The sequence below is a fragment of the Microvirga rosea genome (genome assembly GCF_020595095.1).
In the GTDB taxonomy this organism is placed as follows: Bacteria; Pseudomonadota; Alphaproteobacteria; order Rhizobiales; family Beijerinckiaceae; genus Microvirga; species Microvirga rosea.
Map to the genome: position 1 here is coordinate 321820 of NZ_JAJDOP010000003.1, position 18807 is coordinate 340626.

Annotated in this window: 17 protein-coding genes; 13 read left to right on the forward strand and 4 right to left on the reverse strand. The window is 61.7% G+C overall.

What is annotated here, in order from left to right; all coding sequences use genetic code 11:
* The first annotated feature begins 10 nt into the window (after positions 1–10).
* Genes LJD17_RS09505 through cobJ form a run of 7 tightly spaced genes read left to right on the forward strand, consistent with a single transcriptional unit; the run spans position 11 to position 8220 of the window.
* The gene (locus LJD17_RS09505) at positions 11–406 is read left to right on the forward strand and encodes a DUF1636 family protein (protein ID WP_227383932.1); all 396 of its coding nucleotides are present in this window, start codon (positions 11–13) and stop codon (positions 404–406) included.
* A gap of 26 nt (positions 407–432) precedes the next feature.
* The gene (gene cobW / locus LJD17_RS09510) at positions 433–1470 is read left to right on the forward strand and encodes a cobalamin biosynthesis protein CobW (protein WP_227383933.1); all 1038 of its coding nucleotides are present in this window, start codon (positions 433–435) and stop codon (positions 1468–1470) included.
* 1 nt (position 1471) lies between these two features.
* The gene (gene cobN / locus LJD17_RS09515) at positions 1472–4786 is read left to right on the forward strand and encodes a cobaltochelatase subunit CobN (RefSeq protein WP_227383934.1); all 3315 of its coding nucleotides are present in this window, start codon (positions 1472–1474) and stop codon (positions 4784–4786) included.
* A complete protein-coding gene (gene cobG, locus LJD17_RS09520) occupies positions 4783–6078 on the forward strand; it encodes a precorrin-3B synthase (protein WP_227383935.1) in 1296 nt (431 codons plus the stop codon). The genes cobN and cobG overlap by 4 nt, the downstream gene beginning before the upstream one ends.
* The gene (locus LJD17_RS09525) at positions 6075–6707 is read left to right on the forward strand and encodes a precorrin-8X methylmutase (protein WP_227383936.1); all 633 of its coding nucleotides are present in this window, start codon (positions 6075–6077) and stop codon (positions 6705–6707) included. Before cobG ends, LJD17_RS09525 begins: the two co-directional genes overlap by 4 nt.
* An 11-nt stretch (positions 6708–6718) precedes the next feature.
* On the forward strand, positions 6719–7459 hold the full coding sequence (locus LJD17_RS09530; RefSeq protein ID WP_227383937.1) for a precorrin-2 C(20)-methyltransferase: 741 nt from the start codon (positions 6719–6721) through the stop codon (positions 7457–7459).
* Complete coding sequence (cobJ, locus tag LJD17_RS09535) at positions 7456–8220, forward strand: precorrin-3B C(17)-methyltransferase (protein ID WP_227383938.1); 765 nt, start codon at positions 7456–7458, stop codon at positions 8218–8220. The genes LJD17_RS09530 and cobJ overlap by 4 nt, the downstream gene beginning before the upstream one ends.
* On the opposite strand, the gene LJD17_RS09540 is transcribed toward cobJ, so the two are convergent.
* The gene (locus LJD17_RS09540) at positions 8202–8954 is read right to left on the reverse strand and encodes a cobalt-precorrin-6A reductase (RefSeq protein ID WP_227383939.1); all 753 of its coding nucleotides are present in this window, start codon (positions 8952–8954) and stop codon (positions 8202–8204) included. The two genes, cobJ and LJD17_RS09540, sit on opposite strands and share 19 nt — an antisense overlap.
* On the opposite strand from LJD17_RS09540, the gene cbiE reads away from it, so the two are divergent.
* Genes cbiE through cobM form a run of 3 tightly spaced genes read left to right on the forward strand, consistent with a single transcriptional unit; the run spans position 8953 to position 11359 of the window.
* Complete coding sequence (cbiE, locus tag LJD17_RS09545) at positions 8953–10206, forward strand: precorrin-6y C5,15-methyltransferase (decarboxylating) subunit CbiE (protein WP_227383940.1); 1254 nt, start codon at positions 8953–8955, stop codon at positions 10204–10206. The genes LJD17_RS09540 and cbiE overlap by 2 nt on opposite strands.
* Positions 10203–10589 carry a cobalamin biosynthesis protein gene (locus LJD17_RS09550; protein ID WP_227383941.1) on the forward strand — a complete coding sequence of 129 codons (387 nt, stop codon included), beginning with the start codon at positions 10203–10205 and terminating at the stop codon, positions 10587–10589. The genes cbiE and LJD17_RS09550 overlap by 4 nt, the downstream gene beginning before the upstream one ends.
* A complete protein-coding gene (gene cobM / locus LJD17_RS09555) occupies positions 10586–11359 on the forward strand; it encodes a precorrin-4 C(11)-methyltransferase (protein WP_227383942.1) in 774 nt (257 codons plus the stop codon). The genes LJD17_RS09550 and cobM overlap by 4 nt, the downstream gene beginning before the upstream one ends.
* 11 nt (positions 11360–11370) lie before the next feature.
* Here cobM and LJD17_RS09560 read toward each other — a convergent pair whose 3' ends face one another.
* Positions 11371–12474, reverse strand: coding sequence for a cobalt-precorrin-5B (C(1))-methyltransferase (locus LJD17_RS09560; protein ID WP_227383943.1), 1104 nt, complete (start codon positions 12472–12474; stop codon positions 11371–11373).
* Between the two features lie 70 nt (positions 12475–12544).
* On the opposite strand from LJD17_RS09560, the gene cobA reads away from it, so the two are divergent.
* Together cobA and LJD17_RS09570 are read left to right on the forward strand one after the other, a co-directional pair.
* The gene (gene cobA, locus LJD17_RS09565; RefSeq protein WP_227383944.1) at positions 12545–13339 is read left to right on the forward strand and encodes a uroporphyrinogen-III C-methyltransferase; all 795 of its coding nucleotides are present in this window, start codon (positions 12545–12547) and stop codon (positions 13337–13339) included.
* Positions 13336–14658 carry a cobyrinate a,c-diamide synthase gene (locus tag LJD17_RS09570; RefSeq protein WP_227383945.1) on the forward strand — a complete coding sequence of 441 codons (1323 nt, stop codon included), beginning with the start codon at positions 13336–13338 and terminating at the stop codon, positions 14656–14658. Before cobA ends, LJD17_RS09570 begins: the two co-directional genes overlap by 4 nt.
* 124 nt (positions 14659–14782) lie before the next feature.
* Here the strand turns inward: LJD17_RS09570 and LJD17_RS09575 are convergent, their stop codons facing one another.
* Both LJD17_RS09575 and LJD17_RS24355 read right to left on the reverse strand, forming a co-directional pair.
* Positions 14783–16561 carry a methyl-accepting chemotaxis protein gene (locus LJD17_RS09575; RefSeq protein WP_227383946.1) on the reverse strand — a complete coding sequence of 593 codons (1779 nt, stop codon included), beginning with the start codon at positions 16559–16561 and terminating at the stop codon, positions 14783–14785.
* 264 nt (positions 16562–16825) lie between these two features.
* Complete coding sequence (locus tag LJD17_RS24355) at positions 16826–17170, reverse strand: PilZ domain-containing protein (RefSeq protein WP_227383947.1); 345 nt, start codon at positions 17168–17170, stop codon at positions 16826–16828.
* Positions 17171–17425: 255 nt separating this feature from the next.
* On the opposite strand from LJD17_RS24355, the gene rimO reads away from it, so the two are divergent.
* Positions 17426–18742, forward strand: a complete 1317-nt coding sequence (rimO, locus tag LJD17_RS09585) for a 30S ribosomal protein S12 methylthiotransferase RimO (protein ID WP_227383948.1) — start codon at positions 17426–17428, stop codon at positions 18740–18742.
* Positions 18743–18807 lie beyond the last annotated feature (65 nt).

The window sequence follows — 18807 nt, forward strand, 5'->3', positions numbered from 1 at the left end:
GTCATGAGCCATGCCCTCATCCCCTGAGGAGATCTGTCTTCATGTGTGCATCACCTGCCGTGAGGCGGGTGGCCCTGAAGACAAGGAGTTACGGCCCGGCGCAATCTTGTGCCGGGCTCTTACCGCAGCACTTTCCCAAAAAGGCTCACCTCCCGTGCGAGTGAAGCCGGTGGAGTGTCTTTCCGTGTGCAAGCGCCCTTGCACCATCGCAGTGTCGGCGCCCGGGCGCTGGACATACATCTACGGCGACCTGAAAGCCGATACGGCGGTGGACACCATTATTGATGGACTTCGCCGCTATGCCGCCACATCGGACGGTCTCGTACCCTGGCGGGAGCGGCCTGAGGCGTTCCGCAAGGGCGTGATTGCCCGCATTCCCCCCTTAAAGACAAGCGGTACCGCTTGAGATAAGCGGTCGAAAGGCTCTCCTCCATGAGCGATCTCACCAAGATCCCCTGCACCATCATCACCGGCTTCCTCGGTGCGGGCAAAACCACCCTCGTACGCCACCTGTTGGAGAATGCAGGGGGCCGTCGCCTCGCGGTTCTCGTCAACGAGTTCGGTGATCTCGGCTTCGACGGGTCCTTCATCGAGGGCTGCGGGATCGAAGGCTGCACACAGGACGACATCGTCGAACTGCCGAACGGCTGTCTCTGCTGCACAGTGGCGGACGATTTCGTGCCTGCCTTGAACACGCTGCTCAATCGGCCGAATCCACCTGAGCACATCCTCATCGAGACCTCTGGCCTCGCTTTGCCGAAGCCTCTGGTACGCGCGTTCAACTGGCCGGACATCCGCTCCCGAGTCACAGTCGATGGAGTCATCGCCGTAGTAGACGGGCCTGCCGTCGCCTCCGGCGCGTTCGCCGAAGATCCTGACGCGCTGAGCGCCCAGCGTGCTGCGGATACTTCCGTCGACCATGAGAATCCCCTCGAAGAGGTGTTCGAGGACCAACTCCTTTGCGCAGATATCATCCTGCTCAACAAGATTGATCAGATGCAGTCGGGCGAGCACGCCAAGGCTCTGGCTGAAATCAACGAGCATCTTCCTCGCGCCGTGAAAGTGATCGAGACGGTCCAAGGAAAGGTCGATCCGAAAGTACTGCTCGGCCTCGGTGCTGCCGCGGAAGCCGATCTCGAGGCTCGCCCTTCCCATCACGAAACCGCTGAAGACCACGATCACGATGATTTCGAAAGCATCGCGCTTCCGATTGATCCGGTTGCAACGCCGGAAATGCTGGTCGCCCGTGTCGAACGGGCTGCGGAAGCCTCAGGTGTGTTGCGCATCAAGGGCTTCGCACCGGTGGAAGGCAAACCTATGCGTCTCGTCGTCCAGGGCGTCGGCCGGCGCGTGGGACATCACTTCGACCGCCCTTGGAAGGCGGATGAGGTGAAAGAGGGACGAATGGTGGTGATCGGCCTGAAGGGTTTCGATCTTCAGGCGGTCGAATCGGCTCTGCGCAACGGGTGAGATGCACCTCCTTCCGATCACAACGGTATCGCTCGATGACGGCTCGGAGGCTATCGACCTCCAGCAGCCGTCGGGAGACATTGTGGTTCTGTCCTTCGCGGACAGTGACCTCGGTGTGCTGGCGGCTGCCTACGGACGGAAGCCCGAGGGTCCCTCGCTTCGACTGGCATCACTGCGGCGCTTACGACATCCCCTCTCCGTCGATCTTTACATCGACAAGACTGCCGCAAACGCGCGCTTTGTGCTCGTGCGCTGCCTCGGTGGACGTGATTACTGGCGCTACGGTCTGGAGCGCTTGCTCGACACATGCCGTTCACGGGATGTGAAGCTTGCGGTGATACCGGGAGACGATCGCCCAGATTCGAGGCTCTCAGCCTATTCGACGGTTTCGTCGTCACTTTGCGAAGAGCTGGAAGCCTACTTCCAAGCAGGCGGCATCGACAACATGAGCCGGCTGCTCGCACGGATCCATGCGGAAATCGGTTATTCCGAGACACATCCTGAGCCGCCGCACCCTGTGCCGCGCGCCTTCGCTTGGACGCAGGAGTACGGCATTGCCGAGCCGGCATCATATCTCGAAGAACTGCCGGAGAAAAAACCGCTCGCGCTTATCCTCGCCTATCGCTCAGCTATTCTAGCAGGCGACACTCGTCCGATCGAGGCCCTGTCGGATGCTCTCCGCGAGCGCGGCCTTGCGCCGTTTGTAATAGCGGTTTCCAGCCTGAAGGACGCGGAAGCGGTTGCTACCTTGCGCCAAGCGCTTAAAATGCGCCGTCCCGACATCATCGTCACGACCACCGCATTCTCCGCACGGGACGATGCGGGATTCGTGCTGGACGAAGCCGATTGCCCTATCCTTCAAGCTATTCCTGTCGGGAGCATGAAGGAGGCTTGGGAAGCATCCCCACGGGGGCTTTCAGCTGCCGATCTCGCTATGCAGATCGCTCTTCCCGAGTTCGACGGCCGGATTACAGCGGGCCCTCTCTCGTTCAAGGCTGAGGAACCTGCAGATCCAGCCCTTGGCTTTTCCCATCGCGTGCAGATTCCGGACGCTCCCAGCGTCAATGCGGTAGCATCAATGGCAGCTGCCTGGGTACGCCTCGCCCGCACGCCGCGCCAGGAACGCCGGTTGGCCCTCGTTCTCTCGGATTATCCGGCGCGGGGTGGCCGTGCGGGTTTTGCGGTCGGGCTCGACACTCCGGCCAGCGCCTGCGCAATTCTCGATTTGCTGCAGGAAGGCGGCTACGACGCGAAACGGGATTTTACCTCCGCTGAATTGATGCCGCGCCTTACGGGTCAAGAGCGCTCTTTAGCGGTTCCGCTCGCTTCCTATCGCGCATGGCTGGCGTCCCTTCCGTCCGCGCTACGAACCGCCATTGAAATGCACTGGGGCGAACCGGAGTGCGATCCGACTCTCGACGGGGATACTTTCCGCTTCCGTGCTCTGCGTGCCGGTAACGTCCTTGTCGCTCTTCAGCCCGACCGGGGTCATGGACTGAATCGCAAGAATTTCTATCACGATCCGGAATGCCCCCCGAGCCATGGCTATCTGGCCTTCTATTACGGCTTGAGATCACTGGAAGATATCCATGCCCTCGTACACCTGGGCACCCATGGAACGACGGAGTGGCTGCCCGGGAAGGTGGTAGCACTCTCATCCAACTGCTGGCCCCGCATCGTTACGGGCCATGTTCCGGTGATCTATCCTTTCATTGTCGATGATCCCGGCGAGGCGGCGCCTGCCAAGCGCCGTCTCGGCGCGGTCACAGTCGGTCATCTTACGCCTCAGACCGGCGGCGCGGGATTGCACGGCGAGGCGGCCGCCCTGCGCGAACTGGTGGAAGAGTTTTCCTCCGCTCAAGTCTTCCATCCAGGCCGGGCTGATCTCATTGCCCGAGAGATTTTGGAAAGAGCGAGAACCAGCGGTCTTGCTGCCACCTGCGGAGTTGGCGATTCGACCCGCATGGATGAGGCGCTGACGCGCCTTGATGCTCACCTCTGTGACCTTGGCGAAGTCACGATCCGAGAAGGCCTCCACATTTTCGGCCATGCGTCGGAGGAGTTCGACGCATGTCGCGCTGGTGAGCGCGAGGGTCTGCTGCGCGCCCTTGACGGACGGTTCGTCACTCCAGGGCCTGCGGGATCGCCCTCCCGGGGGCAGACGGACGTACTCCCCACAGGCCGCAATCTCACGACCCTAGACCCTCGTGCGATACCGACACGCGCTGCGACAGAGCTGGGTTGGCGAGGAGCCGCGGAAGTGGTGCGGCGCCACCTTCAAGAGGAAGGCGATTGGCCACGGCGGATCGTGATGGATCTATGGGCCTCGCCCACGCTCCGCTCTGGCGGCGAGGATATCGCCCATGCCCTCGCTCTCATGGGGGCGCGTCCTACCTGGGACCACGCATCAACCCGCGTAACCGGGTTCGAAATCGTGCCTCAGCCGCTTCTCGACCGCCCTCGCGCGGACGTGACCATTCGGGTTTCCGGTGCATTCAGAGATACGTTTCCTGATCAGATCGCGCTTCTCGACCAAGCCGCCCGGGCCGTAGCCGCTCTGGACGAAGAGGATGAGTGGAACGAGCTTGCAGCTGCCCGCAGACGTGGCGAGGCGCTATCCCGCGTGTTTGGCTCACCACCTGGGGTTTATGGCGCGGGCGTCTCTGCCCAGGCTCTGGACGGTAAATGGAACACCAAAGGTGATCTTGGCCTCACTTACCTAGAAGCCACATCTCATGCATTTGGCGCCGTAGGAAAAGCTCACCTTGATACGAGCTTTCCACGACGCGTCCGCCAGGCGGAAGCTCTCGTACATGTGAGCGACGTGGCTGAGCGGGATCTTCTGGATGGAGACTCCGCAGCCGATGTGATCGGCGGCTTCGCAGCGGCGGCTGAAATGCTAGGGTCAAAGCCCGTAATCTACAGTCTCGACACCAGCCGGCCTTTAAATCCGAAGGCCCGTATCCTCGCTGAGGACATGGACCGGCTTGTGCGCGGTCGTCTCACCAACCCTCGCTGGATAGCAGGCCAGCTCCATCATGGCTGGCGCGGAGCCGCCGAAATCGCCCAGGGAGTCGACGCACTCTTCGCATTTGCCGCCACTACGGATGCTGTTTCGACGACCGCATTCGACCTTCTGTTCGCAACACTTATCGCGGATGAAACCGTCCGCAACAAAATTGCTGACGCGAACCCAGACGCCGCCCAGGCCGTTTGGAACCGTCTTGCAGAGGCATGGAAACGAGGCCTGTGGCAAAGCCGCCTCAATTCGGCGGCAGCCCTGTTTGATGAGAAGCGACAAGAGGTGGCGGAATGATCGATCCAACCTCCCCCTTGCGCCGGGGATGGTGCCCGGGTGTGCGACGCCCCATGGCGACCGGTGACGGTCTGCTTGTTCGCATCCATCCGCAGGCCGGCAGGCTGACCACCGGCCAGACCCGACTTATTGCGCAGGCCGCCCAGCAATACGGTAATGGCCACCTCGACGTCACCGCACGCGGTAACCTTCAGATTCGCGGCGTCCGTGAAGAAACCTATGCTCCACTGGCGACCCTTCTCGACAGAGAAGGCTTGGTCGAGCCCGAAGGCAGCGGGCCCAACCGCCTTGCCGTGGTGTCACCGCTTGCAGGACTCGACCCGCGCGATCGTTTCGACACCCTGAAGCTCGCGCAAGCGATAGAGCACCAGGTCGGCATCAGCGATGGTTTGCCGCCAAAGCTCTTCATAGCGGTGGACGGGGGTGGCTCCATGCCGCTCGAGGCCATAGGGGCGGATCTCCTTCTGCTGGCGCACGGCGAGGCCGTTGCCTTCGGTGTTACCACAACCCAAGGCACACGATGGATAGGAGCGTCCTCCTTAAGCTTTGCTCCTGAAGCTGCTCGATTGATCCTCTCTACCTACGCCCAAATGTGGGCGATGGGGAGAACGGCGGTCCGACGATTGCGCGATCTTCCGCCTGATCTCCTGCGGGAACTTGCGAGTATTGCGGAACTCAAAGCCACGTCGGCGCCGAATGCACGCCCCCCCGTGCCGCCGGCAGGCCTTCTGGGAATCGAAGGGGGCCACCAGGCGGTTCTTCTTGCGCTGCCCTTCGGTCGCTGCACCAGTGGACAATTGGAGCAGGTTGCCAGGTGGAGTGAACGGTACGACACCAGGGAAATCCGCCTGTCGTTTACGCGTGGTATTCTGTTGCCGGGGATCGCAGACGCAGATCTCGCCATATTGCGCGACGAAGCCCGAAACGCAGGCTTCATTACCGATGCCTATGACCATCGCCTCTCGCTGTTCGCCTGCCCCGGCAAGCCCGAATGCAAGAGCGCCGTCTCGCATGCCCCTACAGACGCTCTGAGGATCGCAGGCGCTTGCGGCCCCCTGCTCGCGAGAGGCGCAAGCCTCCACGTCTCCGGTTGCAGCAAAGGGTGCGCCCATCCCTCTTCGGCCACTCTGACGTTGGTGGGCCGCGATGGCGGCGGTTACGACATAGTTCTCAACGGTTCAAGCCAAGATGCCGCATCATGCCATCTCTCGATCGAGGAACTTATGAGGCGTCTATTGCCGCTGGATGGATCAGATGATCTTCGTCGTGCACTGCTGGGGAGCGCACCATGAACAACAGTCGTGCTTACATCCGCGAAGGTGCGGAGATTTACCGCCGGTCATTCGCAATTATTCGTGCCGAAGCTGACCTGTCGCGTTTCTCCGGCATTGAGGAACGCATCGTTGTTCGCATGATTCACGCCTGCGGGATGACGGATCTGCCGCAAGATGTGGAGCTGTCGTCTGGCTTCGCCGAGGCTGCCGAGAGGGCTCTCAAGCGTGGTGCCGCGATCCTGTGCGACGCCAAAATGGTAGCGAACGGTGTCACTCGTGCCCGCCTGCCCGCGAACAATCCGGTGATCTGTACTCTCGACGATCCTCGTGTTCCTGCTCTTAGTGCCGAGCTGGGTAACACTCGGTCTGCAGCCGCCATGGAGCTGTGGCGTGAGTATCTCGAAGGTTCGGTCGTGGTGTTCGGCAATGCGCCGACCGCCCTCTTCCGCCTGCTTGAAATGCTCGATTCCGGTGCGCCCAAGCCTGCGGCGGTGATCGGTATTCCCGTGGGCTTCATCGGTGCTGCTGAATCAAAGGAAGCGCTTTCTCGGGACGGGCGTGTCCCATTCCTTGTCGTCCATGGACGCCGTGGCGGCAGCGCCATGGCAGCGGCGGCAGTCAATGCTCTTGCTAATGCGACCGAGTGAGGCGACGCACGATGGCTCAGGACGAAATCCGCTTCTTCGGTCTAGGGCTCGGCCCTGGAAACCCGGATTATATGACGGTGCGGGCCCGCACGGTGCTGGAGACGGCAGACCGACTGGTTCACTTTTGCAAGCGCGGCCGACGCGGCAACGGGCGTACCATTGCGGATGCGGTGGTGGGCGCAGACCAGGAGCGGGAAATTGCCCTCGTCTATCCGGTGACCACGGAGATCCCGGCGGATCATCCGGATTATGCCGCAGCCCTTGCACCCTTCTATGAAGCGGCGTCAGTCCGGCTGCTCTCCGAGATCGAGGCCGGCCGTACCGTCGCCGTGCTGTGCGAGGGTGATCCCTTCTTCTACGGGTCGTTTATGCACCTGTGGTGGCGGCTCAAGGACAGAGTGCCGACTGAGATCGTGCCTGCGGTCTCCGGCATGTCCGGAGCATGGACACGGGCCGGGGTACCAATCACATGGGGGGACGACGTGCTCACGGTAATCCCGGGAACGCTGTCCGAGGCGGAGCTTGTCCGACGTCTGTCGAGTACCGATGCCGCTGTCGTGATGAAGCTCGGACGCAATCTGCCCAAGGTACGCAGCGCCCTCGCCGCCGCCGGTCTTCTGGAGCGGGCGATCTACGTTGAACGTGCCACGATGTCCGGGGAAAAAATCATCCCCCTGCCCGACATGCCGGAAGAAATCGACGCACCCTATTTCTCCCTTGTCATCGTTCCTGGACAGGGAAGGCGCGTATGAGAGGCCGATTGACCGTCATCGGCCTTGGACCGGGCGATCCGCGCTGGCTGACGCCAGCAGCATCCGAGGCGCTCGCTTCGGCCACCGACCTCGTGGGCTACGGACCTTATCTGGACCGCGTGCCTGACAGGCCGGGCCTGCGCCGCCATGCCTCCGATAATCGCGTCGAGCTTGACCGCGCGCGCTTTGCGCTCGATCTCGCTTCAACGGGATGTGACGTTGCTGTGGTATCCGGTGGCGATCCGGGTGTCTTCGCCATGGCGGCGGCGATATTCGAGGCGGTTGAGACCGGCCAGCCTTCTTGGCGTGGGATCGATATCCGCGTAGAGCCCGGCATCACGGCAATGCTCGCTGCGGCGGCTCGCGTGGGGGCGCCACTTGGCGGCGATTTCTGCGCCATTTCACTTTCCGACAATCTGAAGCCCTGGGAGACGGTGGAGACCCGTCTGCGAGCGGCCGTCGCAGCGGATTTCGTGGTTGCGCTTTACAACCCCATATCGAGAGCTCGGCCCTGGCAGCTCGGCTCGGCCCTGGAGCTCGTTGCCGAGCACCGGGGACCCAACACGCCAATCGTTCTGGCTCGGGCGGTAGGACGGCCTGATGAGTGCATCAGGATCCTTGCGCTTTGTGACGTCGACGCCTCCATGGCCGATATGTCCACAGTCGTGATCATCGGCGCGAGCACGACACGGCTGATCGCAAAGCCCGACGACAGTGCACCTTACGTCTACACGCCTCGTTTCTACGGGGTGCGATCATGACGTTGCTCGAGCCATTCCAGCACCGCGTCCACGCAGGTGACCTCCTCAACGCCGTGGGGCTTTTCGGGCCGCGCCACGACGATGACGGGCAGACCGAGGGTGCGCGCAGCAGCAATCTTGGGATAGGTCGCAGCTCCACCGGAGTTCTTTGTTACCACCACTTCGATGCGCTCGCGCAACAGCAGCGCACGCTCGGCGTCCTCATCAAAGGGCCCCCGATTCTGGATGGTGACGACATTCGGAACGGGCAACGCATCGCCCACAGGCTCGATGGTGCGGACCAGATACGAATGCTGGGGCGCGGCCGCAAAGGACGAAAGCTCAAGGCGACCAACGGTGAGAAAGACACGTCGCGGCTCAGCTCCGAGAGCACGAACCGCAGCCCCTATATTCGGTACATCGATCCAGCAGTCCCGCGGCTGTCGCATCCAGGCCGGACGCCGCAAGGCGAGAAGCGGAACGCCGGTTCGCGCGCAAGCCTCAGCGGCATTGCGGGACATGAGTGCGGCAAAGGGATGGGTTGCATCGACGACTCTCTTCACACACTCGTCACGCAGGAAGCGAACCAAGCCCTCAACCCCGCCAAAGCCCCCGATGCGGGTGGGAATGGGCAAGGAGCGCGGATCGCTGGTGCGGCCCGCCATGGACAAAATCGGGTTGAATTCGGATCGTTCACGAAGTTGCGCCACGAGCGCGGAGGCTTCGGTGGTGCCGCCCAGAATGAGAATGCGCATGAGCCCCTTTTCCCTGAATCCTGATCAGAAGTCGAGCGCGGCTCCGGAACGGCCGTGGCTCACGATCATCGGCATCGGCGAGGATGGGCGCAAAGGCCTTTCGGGTCCCGCTCTGGCTGCGTTGGACCAGGCGGATCTCGTAATTGGCGGAGCGCGCCACCTGGAGCTCGCCGCACCACTCTCGGCACCGACGCTCACGTGGCTGAGCCCCTTCGGCGAAAACTACGCCATGATCCTGGCGCGTCGGGGGCAACCCACCTGCGTGCTCGCAACCGGCGATCCCTTCCATTACGGCATCGGCGCAGAGCTTGCCCGGTTGATCCCGGCAGGGGAAATTATTACCCATCCCCACACGTCGGCCTTCAGTTTGGCTGCTGCCCGGATGGGCTGGTCGCTGCCGGAGTGCGAATGCCTAAGCCTCCATGGCCGGGCATTGGAAGTTATCGTTCCGTATCTTCAACCGGGAGCGCGCCTGCTGGCATTGTCATGGGACGGCTCAACGCCGAAGAAGCTCGCGGATCTTCTGACCGCGCGCGGACTTGGAAGCTCCACCATTACCGTGCTCGAGGCTATGGGGGGGGCATTGGAGAAGGTTCGCCACGCTACGGCTTCCAGTTTTAACGTTCTGGAGACGCACCCGCTTAACACAGTGGCCGTCGAGGTCGTAGCAGAAGGAGATTCTCGGATCGTACCCCTCGCGCCGGGCCTTCCCGACTCCTGGTTCGAAAACGATGGCCAGCTTACCAAGGCCGAGATACGCGCCCTTACGCTCAGTGCGCTCGCCCCGCGAGCCGGTGAGATGCTGTGGGATATCGGCGCAGGTGCCGGCTCGGTTGGGATCGAGTGGTGCCTGCGACACCCGCGGAATCGCGGCATCGGCATCGAGCAACGAGACGATAGGGCCCAACGCGCGCGGCGCAACGCTACGGAGCTCGGCGTCACCACACTCGATATCCGGCTTGGCCGTGCTCCTGAAGCTCTTTCGGGTCTGGCTCCTCCGGATGCGGTCTTCATAGGTGGGGGAGTGTCTGAACCCGGCGTATTCGATGCTGCCTGGGTCGCTCTCAAGTCTGGCGGGCGCCTCGTCGCCAACGCGGTCACCTTGGAGGCCGAGACCCTGCTCGGCACTTTATACACTCGTTACGGCGGCACAATGCGGCGCTTGGCGCTCTCGCGGCTGGAGCGCATCGGCGGCATGCATGGTTGGCGGGCGGCAATGCCCGTGACGCAATGGGTCGTGCGAAAGCCATGATCGTCGCAGGTGTGGGATTCAAGCGCAGCGCCGATGCCGATGAAATCGTGCGCCTCGTGAACGAGGCCCTGTCTCGCGCCACCGCGAGAGGTGCCGTACTGGACAAAATCGCAACGATCGAGCCCCTCGCCACGCTGCCCGCTTTCAAGGAAGCAGCCCGTCGCCTGTCTGTTCCGCCCGTCCACATCACAGAGGCAGCCCTGATGGGAGTCGGTCCACGCGTCAGAACTCACACGGCACGCTCGATGGCGGCGCATGGTGTTGGCTCGGTCGCCGAAGCGGCGGCTCTCGCGGCGGGGGGGCCGGAGTCCCAGCTCATTCTGGAGCGTATTGCGTCAGCTTCCGTTACCTGCGCTCTAGTACGAAGAGAGACAGCTTTATGACCGTTCATTTCATTGGGGCAGGCCCCGGGGCCCCCGACCTGATTACCGTCCGCGGACGTACGCTGGTGGCGAGCAGCCCGGTTTGCCTCTACGCGGGCTCCATCGTGCCGCCGGAGATTCTCGCATGGTGCCCATCCGGCGCGCGTATCGTCGATACGGCCCCCCTCGATCTTGACGCTATCGTTGCCGAGTATGTGCGTGCCCATGAGAGCGGTGAAGACGTGGCGCGCCTGCATTCGGGAGATCTGTCGATCTGGAGCGCGATGGGCGAGCAGATACGGCGTCTCGAAGCGCTCGGCATTCCCTATACGATTACCCCCGGGGTTCCCGCTTTCGCCGCAGCCGCAGCCGCCATCGGGCGCGAACTGACGGTGCCGGAAGTTGGACAATCGGTGGTTCTGACCCGCACCTCAGGGCGCGCCTCGTCGATGCCTGAGACGGAGCGGCTTTCCGTCTTTGCGCAGACCAAGACGACCCTCGCAATCCACCTTTCCATTCACGTGATTGAGCAGGTGACAGAGGAATTACTGCCGTTCTACGGCGCTGATTGTCCTGCAGCAGTGGTGTGGCGTGCGTCCTGGCCTGACGAGCGCGTGCTCATGGGCAGCCTCGGCACCCTGGCCGCCATGGTGCGCGCCGAGAAACTGGAGCGCACTGCGGTAATTCTGGTGGGCCAGACACTCGCGGCACGGGATTTTCGCGAAAGCGCCCTCTACTCAGCAAACTACGACCGGCGCTTCCGGCCGAGCTCCCGCGAAAGCAACGCATGACGCGTCAGGATTCAGGTGACTCTAAGGGGCGGTGCGCGGCCGATGAGCGAACCGTTTCGATCGAACACGACAATCTCCAGAGCGATGTCGGAGCCGTGCAGGGCCTTGGCGGCAGTCTTCCAGGCATGTTGCGCTACCACGTCGCCAAGTCGCAATCCGATGCTCTGCGCGGTTTCCAGAACCTCAAGAGCCGTATTGGCATTGCGTGCCGCCTCCACAAAAGCAGATCCCGCCCCTGCCTCGGAAAGACGCTCGGAGAGCCAGCCAAGATCGACCGCTCCGGAGCGGGAATGGAGATCGAGCAGGCCCTGTCCGAGCTTCGTCATCTTGGCGAAGCCCCCTGCAATAGTAACTTTGGATACAGGATTGCGGCGCAGGTATTTGAGCATACCTCCGGCGAAATCGCCCATGTCGATAAGCGCTTGCTCTGGCAGATTATAGAGAGCTTGAACGGCTTTCTCCGAGGTCGAACCCGTGGCTCCCGCAACATGGTCAAGCTCGCTCGCTCTTGCGACATCGATGCCGCGGTAGATGCTGTGAATCCAGGCCGAGCAGGAATAGGGTACCACTACACCCGTTGTACCGAGGATGGACAAACCTCCCAATATGCCAAGGCGCGGATTGAGGGTCCTGCGAGCCAGCGCCTCGCCGCCAGGAATGGAGATTTCCACCTCGATATCCGTCGGGCCTCCGATGGCGCGCACAGCGTCATCGAGGTTGTCATGGATCATCCGGCGCGGCATCGGGTTGATCGCGGGCTCGCCAGGCGAAAGCGGCAACCCGGCGCGAGTGATGGTGCCGACGCCTTCGCCTGCCCGAAACGTCACACCCAGTCCCGGAGCGCCCGCACGCACAGCCGCAATCACCAGTGCACCGTGGGTCACATCCGGGTCATCGCCGGCATCCTTTACGATTCCGACGCGCGCGCCGCCGTCAGCAGCCTCGGCGAAGGCCAAGGTAAACGCAGGCCGCACCCCACCCGGAAGGACAATCTCTACCGGATCGGGAAATTCACCCGTCTGCCAGCCCCAATAGGCGGCTTTGGCCGCTGCTGTGGCGCAGGCCCCCGTCGTCCAGCCACGGCGCAACGGACCGCCGGGTTTCAGTTCCTCCATACACCTCACCATTCATTGCCATGACATCCTATATCGACTTTGAAGCCTCGGGTCATGCATGGAGACATGCATGACCTCGCTTGCAAATCTTTCGCCCTCATTTCTCCCCGGCACGGTCTGGCTCGTGGGGGCAGGTCCCGGCGATCCGGGCCTTCTTACAATCCACGCCCTGAACGCCCTCGGGAACGCCGATGTGGTGGTGCACGACGCCCTTGTCGATTCCGGCATTCTGTCCATGGTCCGAACAGGCGCGGTTCTTGAGCATGTCGGCAAACGCGGTGGCCAACCTTCCACTACACAGAGCGACATCTGCGAGCGTCTCGTTGCGCTGGCGCGTGAGGGCCATCGCGTCGTGCGGTTGAAAGGGGGCGACCCCTTCATCTTCGGCCGCGGGGGCGAAGAAATGCTGGCTCTGGCCAAGGCTGAAATTCCGTTCCGCATCGTCCCGGGCGTGTCCAGCGGGCTGGCTTCGCTCGCCATTCATGGCATTCCCGCCACCATGCGGACCACCAATTATGCCGTTATCCTGGCCACAGGGCACCGGGCTCCCGATCAGAATGCCGATTGGAGGGCCTTGGCGCGCACTGGCGCTCCCATCGTGCTCTACATGGCGGTCGCCAACCTTCCGGGCATTGTATCGGAGCTCATGGAGGGTGGGCTGCCTGGTACCACCCCTGCTCTCGCCGTGCATGGGGTAACCACCTCTTATGAGACCATGGAGGAAACCACGCTCGCGCATCTGCCTCGACTGATCGAGGAAGGCGTGATCCGCTCGCCGACTATTGTTGCCATCGGTGCGATCTCAGGGATTCGAAGCGCGATTCAGAACCATCTGCTTCTGTACGGCGCGGAGGCTGCGCAATGAGTCGTGCCACCGGCCTTCTTATCGCAGCACCGAGATCGGGCTCCGGCAAAACAACGGTGGCGCTTGGTATTCAGCGCGCGCTTGTGCGGCGTGGACTCCGTGTGCGCGGCGCCAAATGTGGGCCCGATTATATCGACCCTGCCTTTCATATGGCGGCGACCGGCATGCCGAGCTTCAACTTCGATAGCTTCGCAATGGATCGCGAATTCCTCAATACGCTTGCGGCACAGAGCGCGGCTGGCACGGACATTGTCATCGCCGAGGGCTCCATGGGTCTTTTTGACGGCGTTCGTCAAAAGTTGGGCCATACCGGCGCAAGCGCTGACATCGCGGCAGTGTTCGGCTGGCCCGTCGTTCTCGTTCTTGACGTGTCCGGCCACGCTCAATCGGCTGCAGCCGTAGCGCTGGGCTGCGCGCGGTTCGACCCCCGTATCGAGATCGCCGGCGTTGTGCTGAATAGAGTGGCGAGCCAACGTCACCGCAATCTCGTAGAAGATGGCTTAGAACGCATCGGGCTGCCGGTTCTCGGAGCCCTGATGCGCAATAACGACTTGATTTTGCCGGAGCGCCATCTCGGTCTGGTTCAGGCTGGCGAGACCGATGAGCTCGACCGGAGACTGGAGCACTTGGCCGACTTGGTGGAGACATCCATCGACCTCGATAAGCTCCTCGCCCTGGGGCGTCCTACGCAAATCGGCCTTGCGACCTGCGGGACGACATTAACGCCACCCGGGCAGCGCATCGCACTTGCGACAGATCAGGCTTTCTCTTTCGTTTATCAGCATGTGCTTGCCCATTGGCGCGCGGCAGGAGCAGAAATCGCCACCTTTTCGCCGCTTGCAAACGAGCCTCCGCCTAACGATGCCGATATTTGCTGGTTGCCCGGTGGCTATCCGGAGCTCCATGCGGGACGCATCGCAGACGCGACAAGTTTCCTCCAGGGTCTTCGCTCTTTTGCGCGAACGCGCCCGGTTCATGGGGAGTGTGGCGGCTACATGGTGCTTGGAGAGGCGCTGGAAGATGGAGACGGCAACGTGCATCGCATGGCTGGCCTCCTCCCGGTCAGCACGAGTTACGCCAAACGCAAGATTCATCTGGGCTACCGCGTCGCGCATCTGCTTCATGACGGCCCGCTTGGGTCAGCCGGGCGACGTCTCGTCGGCCATGAATTTCATTATGCGTCCATCATGCAGGGTGACACAAGCAAAGACACTGCCTTTGCGGCCGTGACGGATGCCGAAGGGACCGATCTAGGGACGATGGGCCACCGCGTCGGAACGACAACGGGGAGCTTTTTCCACGTAATCGCACATTCGTGACAGTGCGTAGGTCAACACCGACAGAAATCCTGCGCGAGGACGGAAAGGCAATTTTTCCAAATCGAAACAGGTCCCGGGATCATCCCGGGACCTGTTTCGCAACTGTAATTCCGCGATAAATGTCTTACGCGGCTTTTACGCCCGACAGGAAAGAGCCGACCTCCTGCCCCAGATCGGAGGAGTGTCGCGCCAGCTCCTGGGCCGCATTCAGCACTTGCGATGCCGCAGCCCCGGTTTCCCCGGCGCCTTGCCGAACGTCCATGATATTCCCGTTCACCTGCTCGGTACCGCGAGCCGCCTCTTGAACGTTTCGCGCAATCTCCGCTGTCGCAGCACCCTGCTGTTCCATGGCGGCGGCGATGCCGACAGAGATCTGTGACATTTCCTTGATTGTCTTCGCAATCTGCTGAATGTCGGCGACCGCCTGTTCAGTAGCCTGTTGGACGGATCCGATCTGCTGGGAAATCTCTTCCGTCGCTTTGGAAGTTTGGCTGGCCAGTTCCTTGACCTCCGTTGCGACCACCGCGAAGCCCTTGCCGGCCTCACCGGCACGGGCCGCCTCGATGGTGGCATTGAGGGCCAGAAGATTGGTCTGCCCCGCGATATTATTAATGAGAGCGACGACGTTACCGATCCGATCCGCGGCGGTGGCGAGTGCCTGAACCGTATGATTGGTGCGCTCGGCGTCGGAGACGGCCTGCTCTGCGATCTGGGATGACTGCCCCACCTGGTGGGCGATCTCGCGGATTGAGATGGAGAGTTCTTCCGTTGCGGCCGCAACCGTCTGAACGTTGGCGGATGTTTGCTCCGCCGCTGTCGCAACCGTGATGGTCCGCGTATTGGTTTGGTCCGCTATGGACGTCATGGATTGCGCGGTCGCTTCCATTTCCGCGGCAGCTGACGCTAGGCCGTTCGTCAGTGCGGAGACGTTGGCTTCGAATCGCTTGGTGAGCTCATCGAGCACCTGGGCACGCCGCATCTTGGCATCAGCCTCGACGGCGGCCGCTTCATCTGCATCCTTCTTCGCGATCATCACGTCCTTGAACGTTTGAACGGCTGTCGCCATGACGCCGACCTCATCCCGCCGCGAAGTGCCTTCCACCGAGACGGAGAGATCGCCATCGGCCAGAGCTCGCATGCTCTCGACAAGCTTCTGAATAGGCCGGGAGATGCTCCGACCAAGACCGAATGCAGCTCCAATCAGGATGACGGTTGCTACGGCAACGATGGCCAGGAAAATATTGCGATAGGTGGCGGCCGTCGCGGCAAGATCGTCGATGTACACGCCGCTGGAGATCGCCCAGTTCCACTTCGAGTACGCGCCCGCATAGCTCATTTTCGGTCCGGGAACGGTTTCTCCGAGCTTTGGCCACAGGAAACGCACATAACCACCGCCTGCCTTTGCGGCGTCAACCTGTTCCCGCGTGAAGAAAACGCCGTTAGCGTCCTTTACGCTGGTCATGTCGTTGCCTTCGATAGACCGGTTCGGGCTCGAAAGAATCACATTCTTGTAGCTCAGAACGACGAAGTACTCGTTGGTGTCGTAGCGAAGGTTGCGAACCAGCTCGAGGGCATCCTGTTGCGCGCGCTCCTGCGGAACACCTTCCCGTTGAGCCTTCGCGTCGATAGCCGCGATCATGCTGACGGTCGACTCGACAAGGTGCTTCAGTTCGGACTGCTTCCGATCGAGAAGGATCGTCGAGATCGTCATCGAGCCATAGATGGCTAGGATTATGAGCGCGAGGATTCCGGCCGCCATACCTGCATAGAATCGCCCCGCAACGCTGGTCAGCACACTGACCGTCCTTCGTGGTTTTGGATTGTTGGACATCATCTTCGTCACGTCACCCGCCCGCATTGCCGCGGGAAGCACGCGCCCCAGCGGCGCGATGGATCGGGTCACGGAGATCGTTGTTCGATGAAGGTAAAGAACAAATTTATAGCTAGGATAAAAATGTGGCGACAGCAGCAAAACTCAAGACAATTTGAGCTAAGAGTTGCACCCGCGACTATTAGATAAGATTATAGTCTCCATGCTTGACTTCCATAACGAAGTTATTTCTTCGGAATTTCTTTGATCGCCGAGCGCTTCTCGTAGAGGAAAGATTCACGTCCACTTCCCGATCCTGCCCTCCGGCGTCTGGGTTATGGCGGGCATAAACGCCCTTCAATGCGCGAAAAGGGGCGGGTACGCCGGATCGGTCCGCCGCTCAGCCTCGCCTGCCCCACACATTTCGAACGAGACGCCGGCATATCCCCCTCCTCTCCAGCGGAGGCATGCCTCAAAAACCTGGAGCGTATGCCCGACGATATAGAGTTTAAAAAAGTCAGGAAGCGGCAGGTCATCACGGATGATGAGCTTCGCGCCACCAGCGGAAATATCGCAAACTTCGCAATGGATCATCGTTTCCGGGCCGGTCACGATCTTGGCCGGCTGTTGAGCACGGCGGCGCCTGCTCCTTCGCAGGTCCAGATTCTTGGGGTATGAAGTCCAGGATATGCCGGATGCCATGTGGATGCCCGAGCAGGAGAATGCCGCTCCGCAACCATGGCTTCCTCCTCCTTAAATGCTCAAGCTCCACAAAGGATGCCTATCCTTAAGGTCGAGGGATCAGTGATCATCGGCCGCGCTGGCGTTCCTGAGGATTGTTGTGGTATTGCGCGGGCCGACGGAGGGTTCTGTCCGTAGTACCGCCATGCTTTCGCACCGTGCGGATAGAGGCGGAACGACCTCGTCATGGAAGCTTAGAAGAGTGGATGTCTGCGGATGAATGCTCCCGCGCCTAAAGTCTCGTTCGTGTCCTTGGGCTGCCCCAAAGCCCTCGTCGATTCCGAACGGATCATCACCCAGCTCCGTGCGCAGGGTTATGAGCTGACCAAGAAGCATGACGGTGCGGACGTCGTGATCGTCAACACCTGCGGCTTCCTCGACAGCGCCAAGGCGGAGTCCCTCGATGCCATCGGTGCCGCGATGGCCGAAAACGGCAAGGTCATCGTCACGGGATGCATGGGAGCGGAACCTGAGCAGATCCGAGACCGCTTCCCCAATGTGCTCGCCATCACAGGTCCGCAGCAATACGAAACTGTCGTCGGCGCGGTCCACCAGGCGGCGCCGCCGGCCCACGACCCGTTCGTGGATCTGGTTCCGCCCCAAGGCGTGAAGCTCACGCCGCGTCATTACGCCTATCTGAAGATCTCGGAAGGGTGCAACAACCGCTGCTCCTTCTGTATCATTCCCAAGCTTCGCGGCGACCTGGTGAGCCGCCCTATCGCGGATGTCCTGCGGGAAGCTGAAAAGCTCGCAAAGGCCGGGGTCAAAGAGATTCTGGTGATTTCCCAGGATACCAGCGCCTATGGGCTCGACCTGAAATACCAGCCAAGCCTCTGGCAGGACCGTGATGTCCGGACCCGCTTTTACGACCTTGCCCGGGAGCTCGGCGAACTCGGCCTTTGGATCCGGATGCACTATGTCTATCCGTATCCCCATGTGGATGAGGTCATTCCGCTCATGGCGGAGGGCCGGATCCTTCCCTATCTCGATATTCCCTTCCAGCATGCGTCGCCCACGGTCCTGAAGGCCATGCGCCGCCCCGCGCACCAGGAAAAGACCCTGGACCGTATTCGCAAATGGCGGGACATGTGCCCGGATCTCGCCATCCGGTCTACCTTTATCGTCGGCTTTCCCGGAGAAACCGATGAGGATGTCGACTTCCTGATGGAGTGGCTCAAGGAAGCCAAGCTCGACCGCGTCGGCTGCTTCCGGTACGAGCCGGTCCAGGGTGCCCCAGCCAACGAGCTTGGAGCCGCAATTCCAGCGGAAGTGAAGGACGAACGCTGGCACCGATTCATGAAGACCCAGCGCGAAGTCAGCACCCGGCTGCTGAAGGCAAAGGTCGGCAAGCGTCTGTCCGTCATTATCGACGAGCCGGGTGCCACGGTCGCCAAAGGGCGCACAAAGTACGACGCGCCGGAAATTGACGGCAACGTCTATGTGGCGTCCCGTCGGCCCTTGCGGGTTGGAGACATCGTCAGCGTCAAAATCGAACGTTCCGACGAGTACGACCTGCATGGGGTCGCGACCTGAGACGCCGCTGAGATCCTGCTCTCCATCGCGGCCGCCTGTCTCCGGTTCGGGCTTTGGAGAGCTGC

What these genes read in the sequence shown, in the direction of transcription:
- LJD17_RS09505 (WP_227383932.1), top strand. Translation starts at nt 11, where the DNA reads ATGCCCTCATCCCCTGAGGAGATCTGTCTTCATGTGTGCATCACCTGC.
- cobW (WP_227383933.1), top strand. Translation starts at nt 433, where the DNA reads ATGAGCGATCTCACCAAGATCCCCTGCACCATCATCACCGGCTTCCTC.
- cobN (WP_227383934.1), top strand. Translation starts at nt 1,472, where the DNA reads ATGCACCTCCTTCCGATCACAACGGTATCGCTCGATGACGGCTCGGAG.
- cobG (WP_227383935.1), top strand. Translation starts at nt 4,783, where the DNA reads ATGATCGATCCAACCTCCCCCTTGCGCCGGGGATGGTGCCCGGGTGTG.
- LJD17_RS09525 (WP_227383936.1), top strand. Translation starts at nt 6,075, where the DNA reads ATGAACAACAGTCGTGCTTACATCCGCGAAGGTGCGGAGATTTACCGC.
- LJD17_RS09530 (WP_227383937.1), top strand. Translation starts at nt 6,719, where the DNA reads ATGGCTCAGGACGAAATCCGCTTCTTCGGTCTAGGGCTCGGCCCTGGA.
- cobJ (WP_227383938.1), top strand. Translation starts at nt 7,456, where the DNA reads ATGAGAGGCCGATTGACCGTCATCGGCCTTGGACCGGGCGATCCGCGC.
- cbiE (WP_227383940.1), top strand. Translation starts at nt 8,953, where the DNA reads ATGAGCCCCTTTTCCCTGAATCCTGATCAGAAGTCGAGCGCGGCTCCG.
- LJD17_RS09540 (WP_227383939.1), bottom strand. Translation starts at nt 8,954, where the DNA reads ATGCGCATTCTCATTCTGGGCGGCACCACCGAAGCCTCCGCGCTCGTG.
- LJD17_RS09550 (WP_227383941.1), top strand. Translation starts at nt 10,203, where the DNA reads ATGATCGTCGCAGGTGTGGGATTCAAGCGCAGCGCCGATGCCGATGAA.
- cobM (WP_227383942.1), top strand. Translation starts at nt 10,586, where the DNA reads ATGACCGTTCATTTCATTGGGGCAGGCCCCGGGGCCCCCGACCTGATT.
- LJD17_RS09560 (WP_227383943.1), bottom strand. Translation starts at nt 12,474, where the DNA reads ATGGAGGAACTGAAACCCGGCGGTCCGTTGCGCCGTGGCTGGACGACG.
- cobA (WP_227383944.1), top strand. Translation starts at nt 12,545, where the DNA reads ATGACCTCGCTTGCAAATCTTTCGCCCTCATTTCTCCCCGGCACGGTC.
- LJD17_RS09570 (WP_227383945.1), top strand. Translation starts at nt 13,336, where the DNA reads ATGAGTCGTGCCACCGGCCTTCTTATCGCAGCACCGAGATCGGGCTCC.
- LJD17_RS24355 (WP_227383947.1), bottom strand. Translation starts at nt 17,170, where the DNA reads ATGGCATCCGGCATATCCTGGACTTCATACCCCAAGAATCTGGACCTG.
- rimO (WP_227383948.1), top strand. Translation starts at nt 17,426, where the DNA reads ATGAATGCTCCCGCGCCTAAAGTCTCGTTCGTGTCCTTGGGCTGCCCC.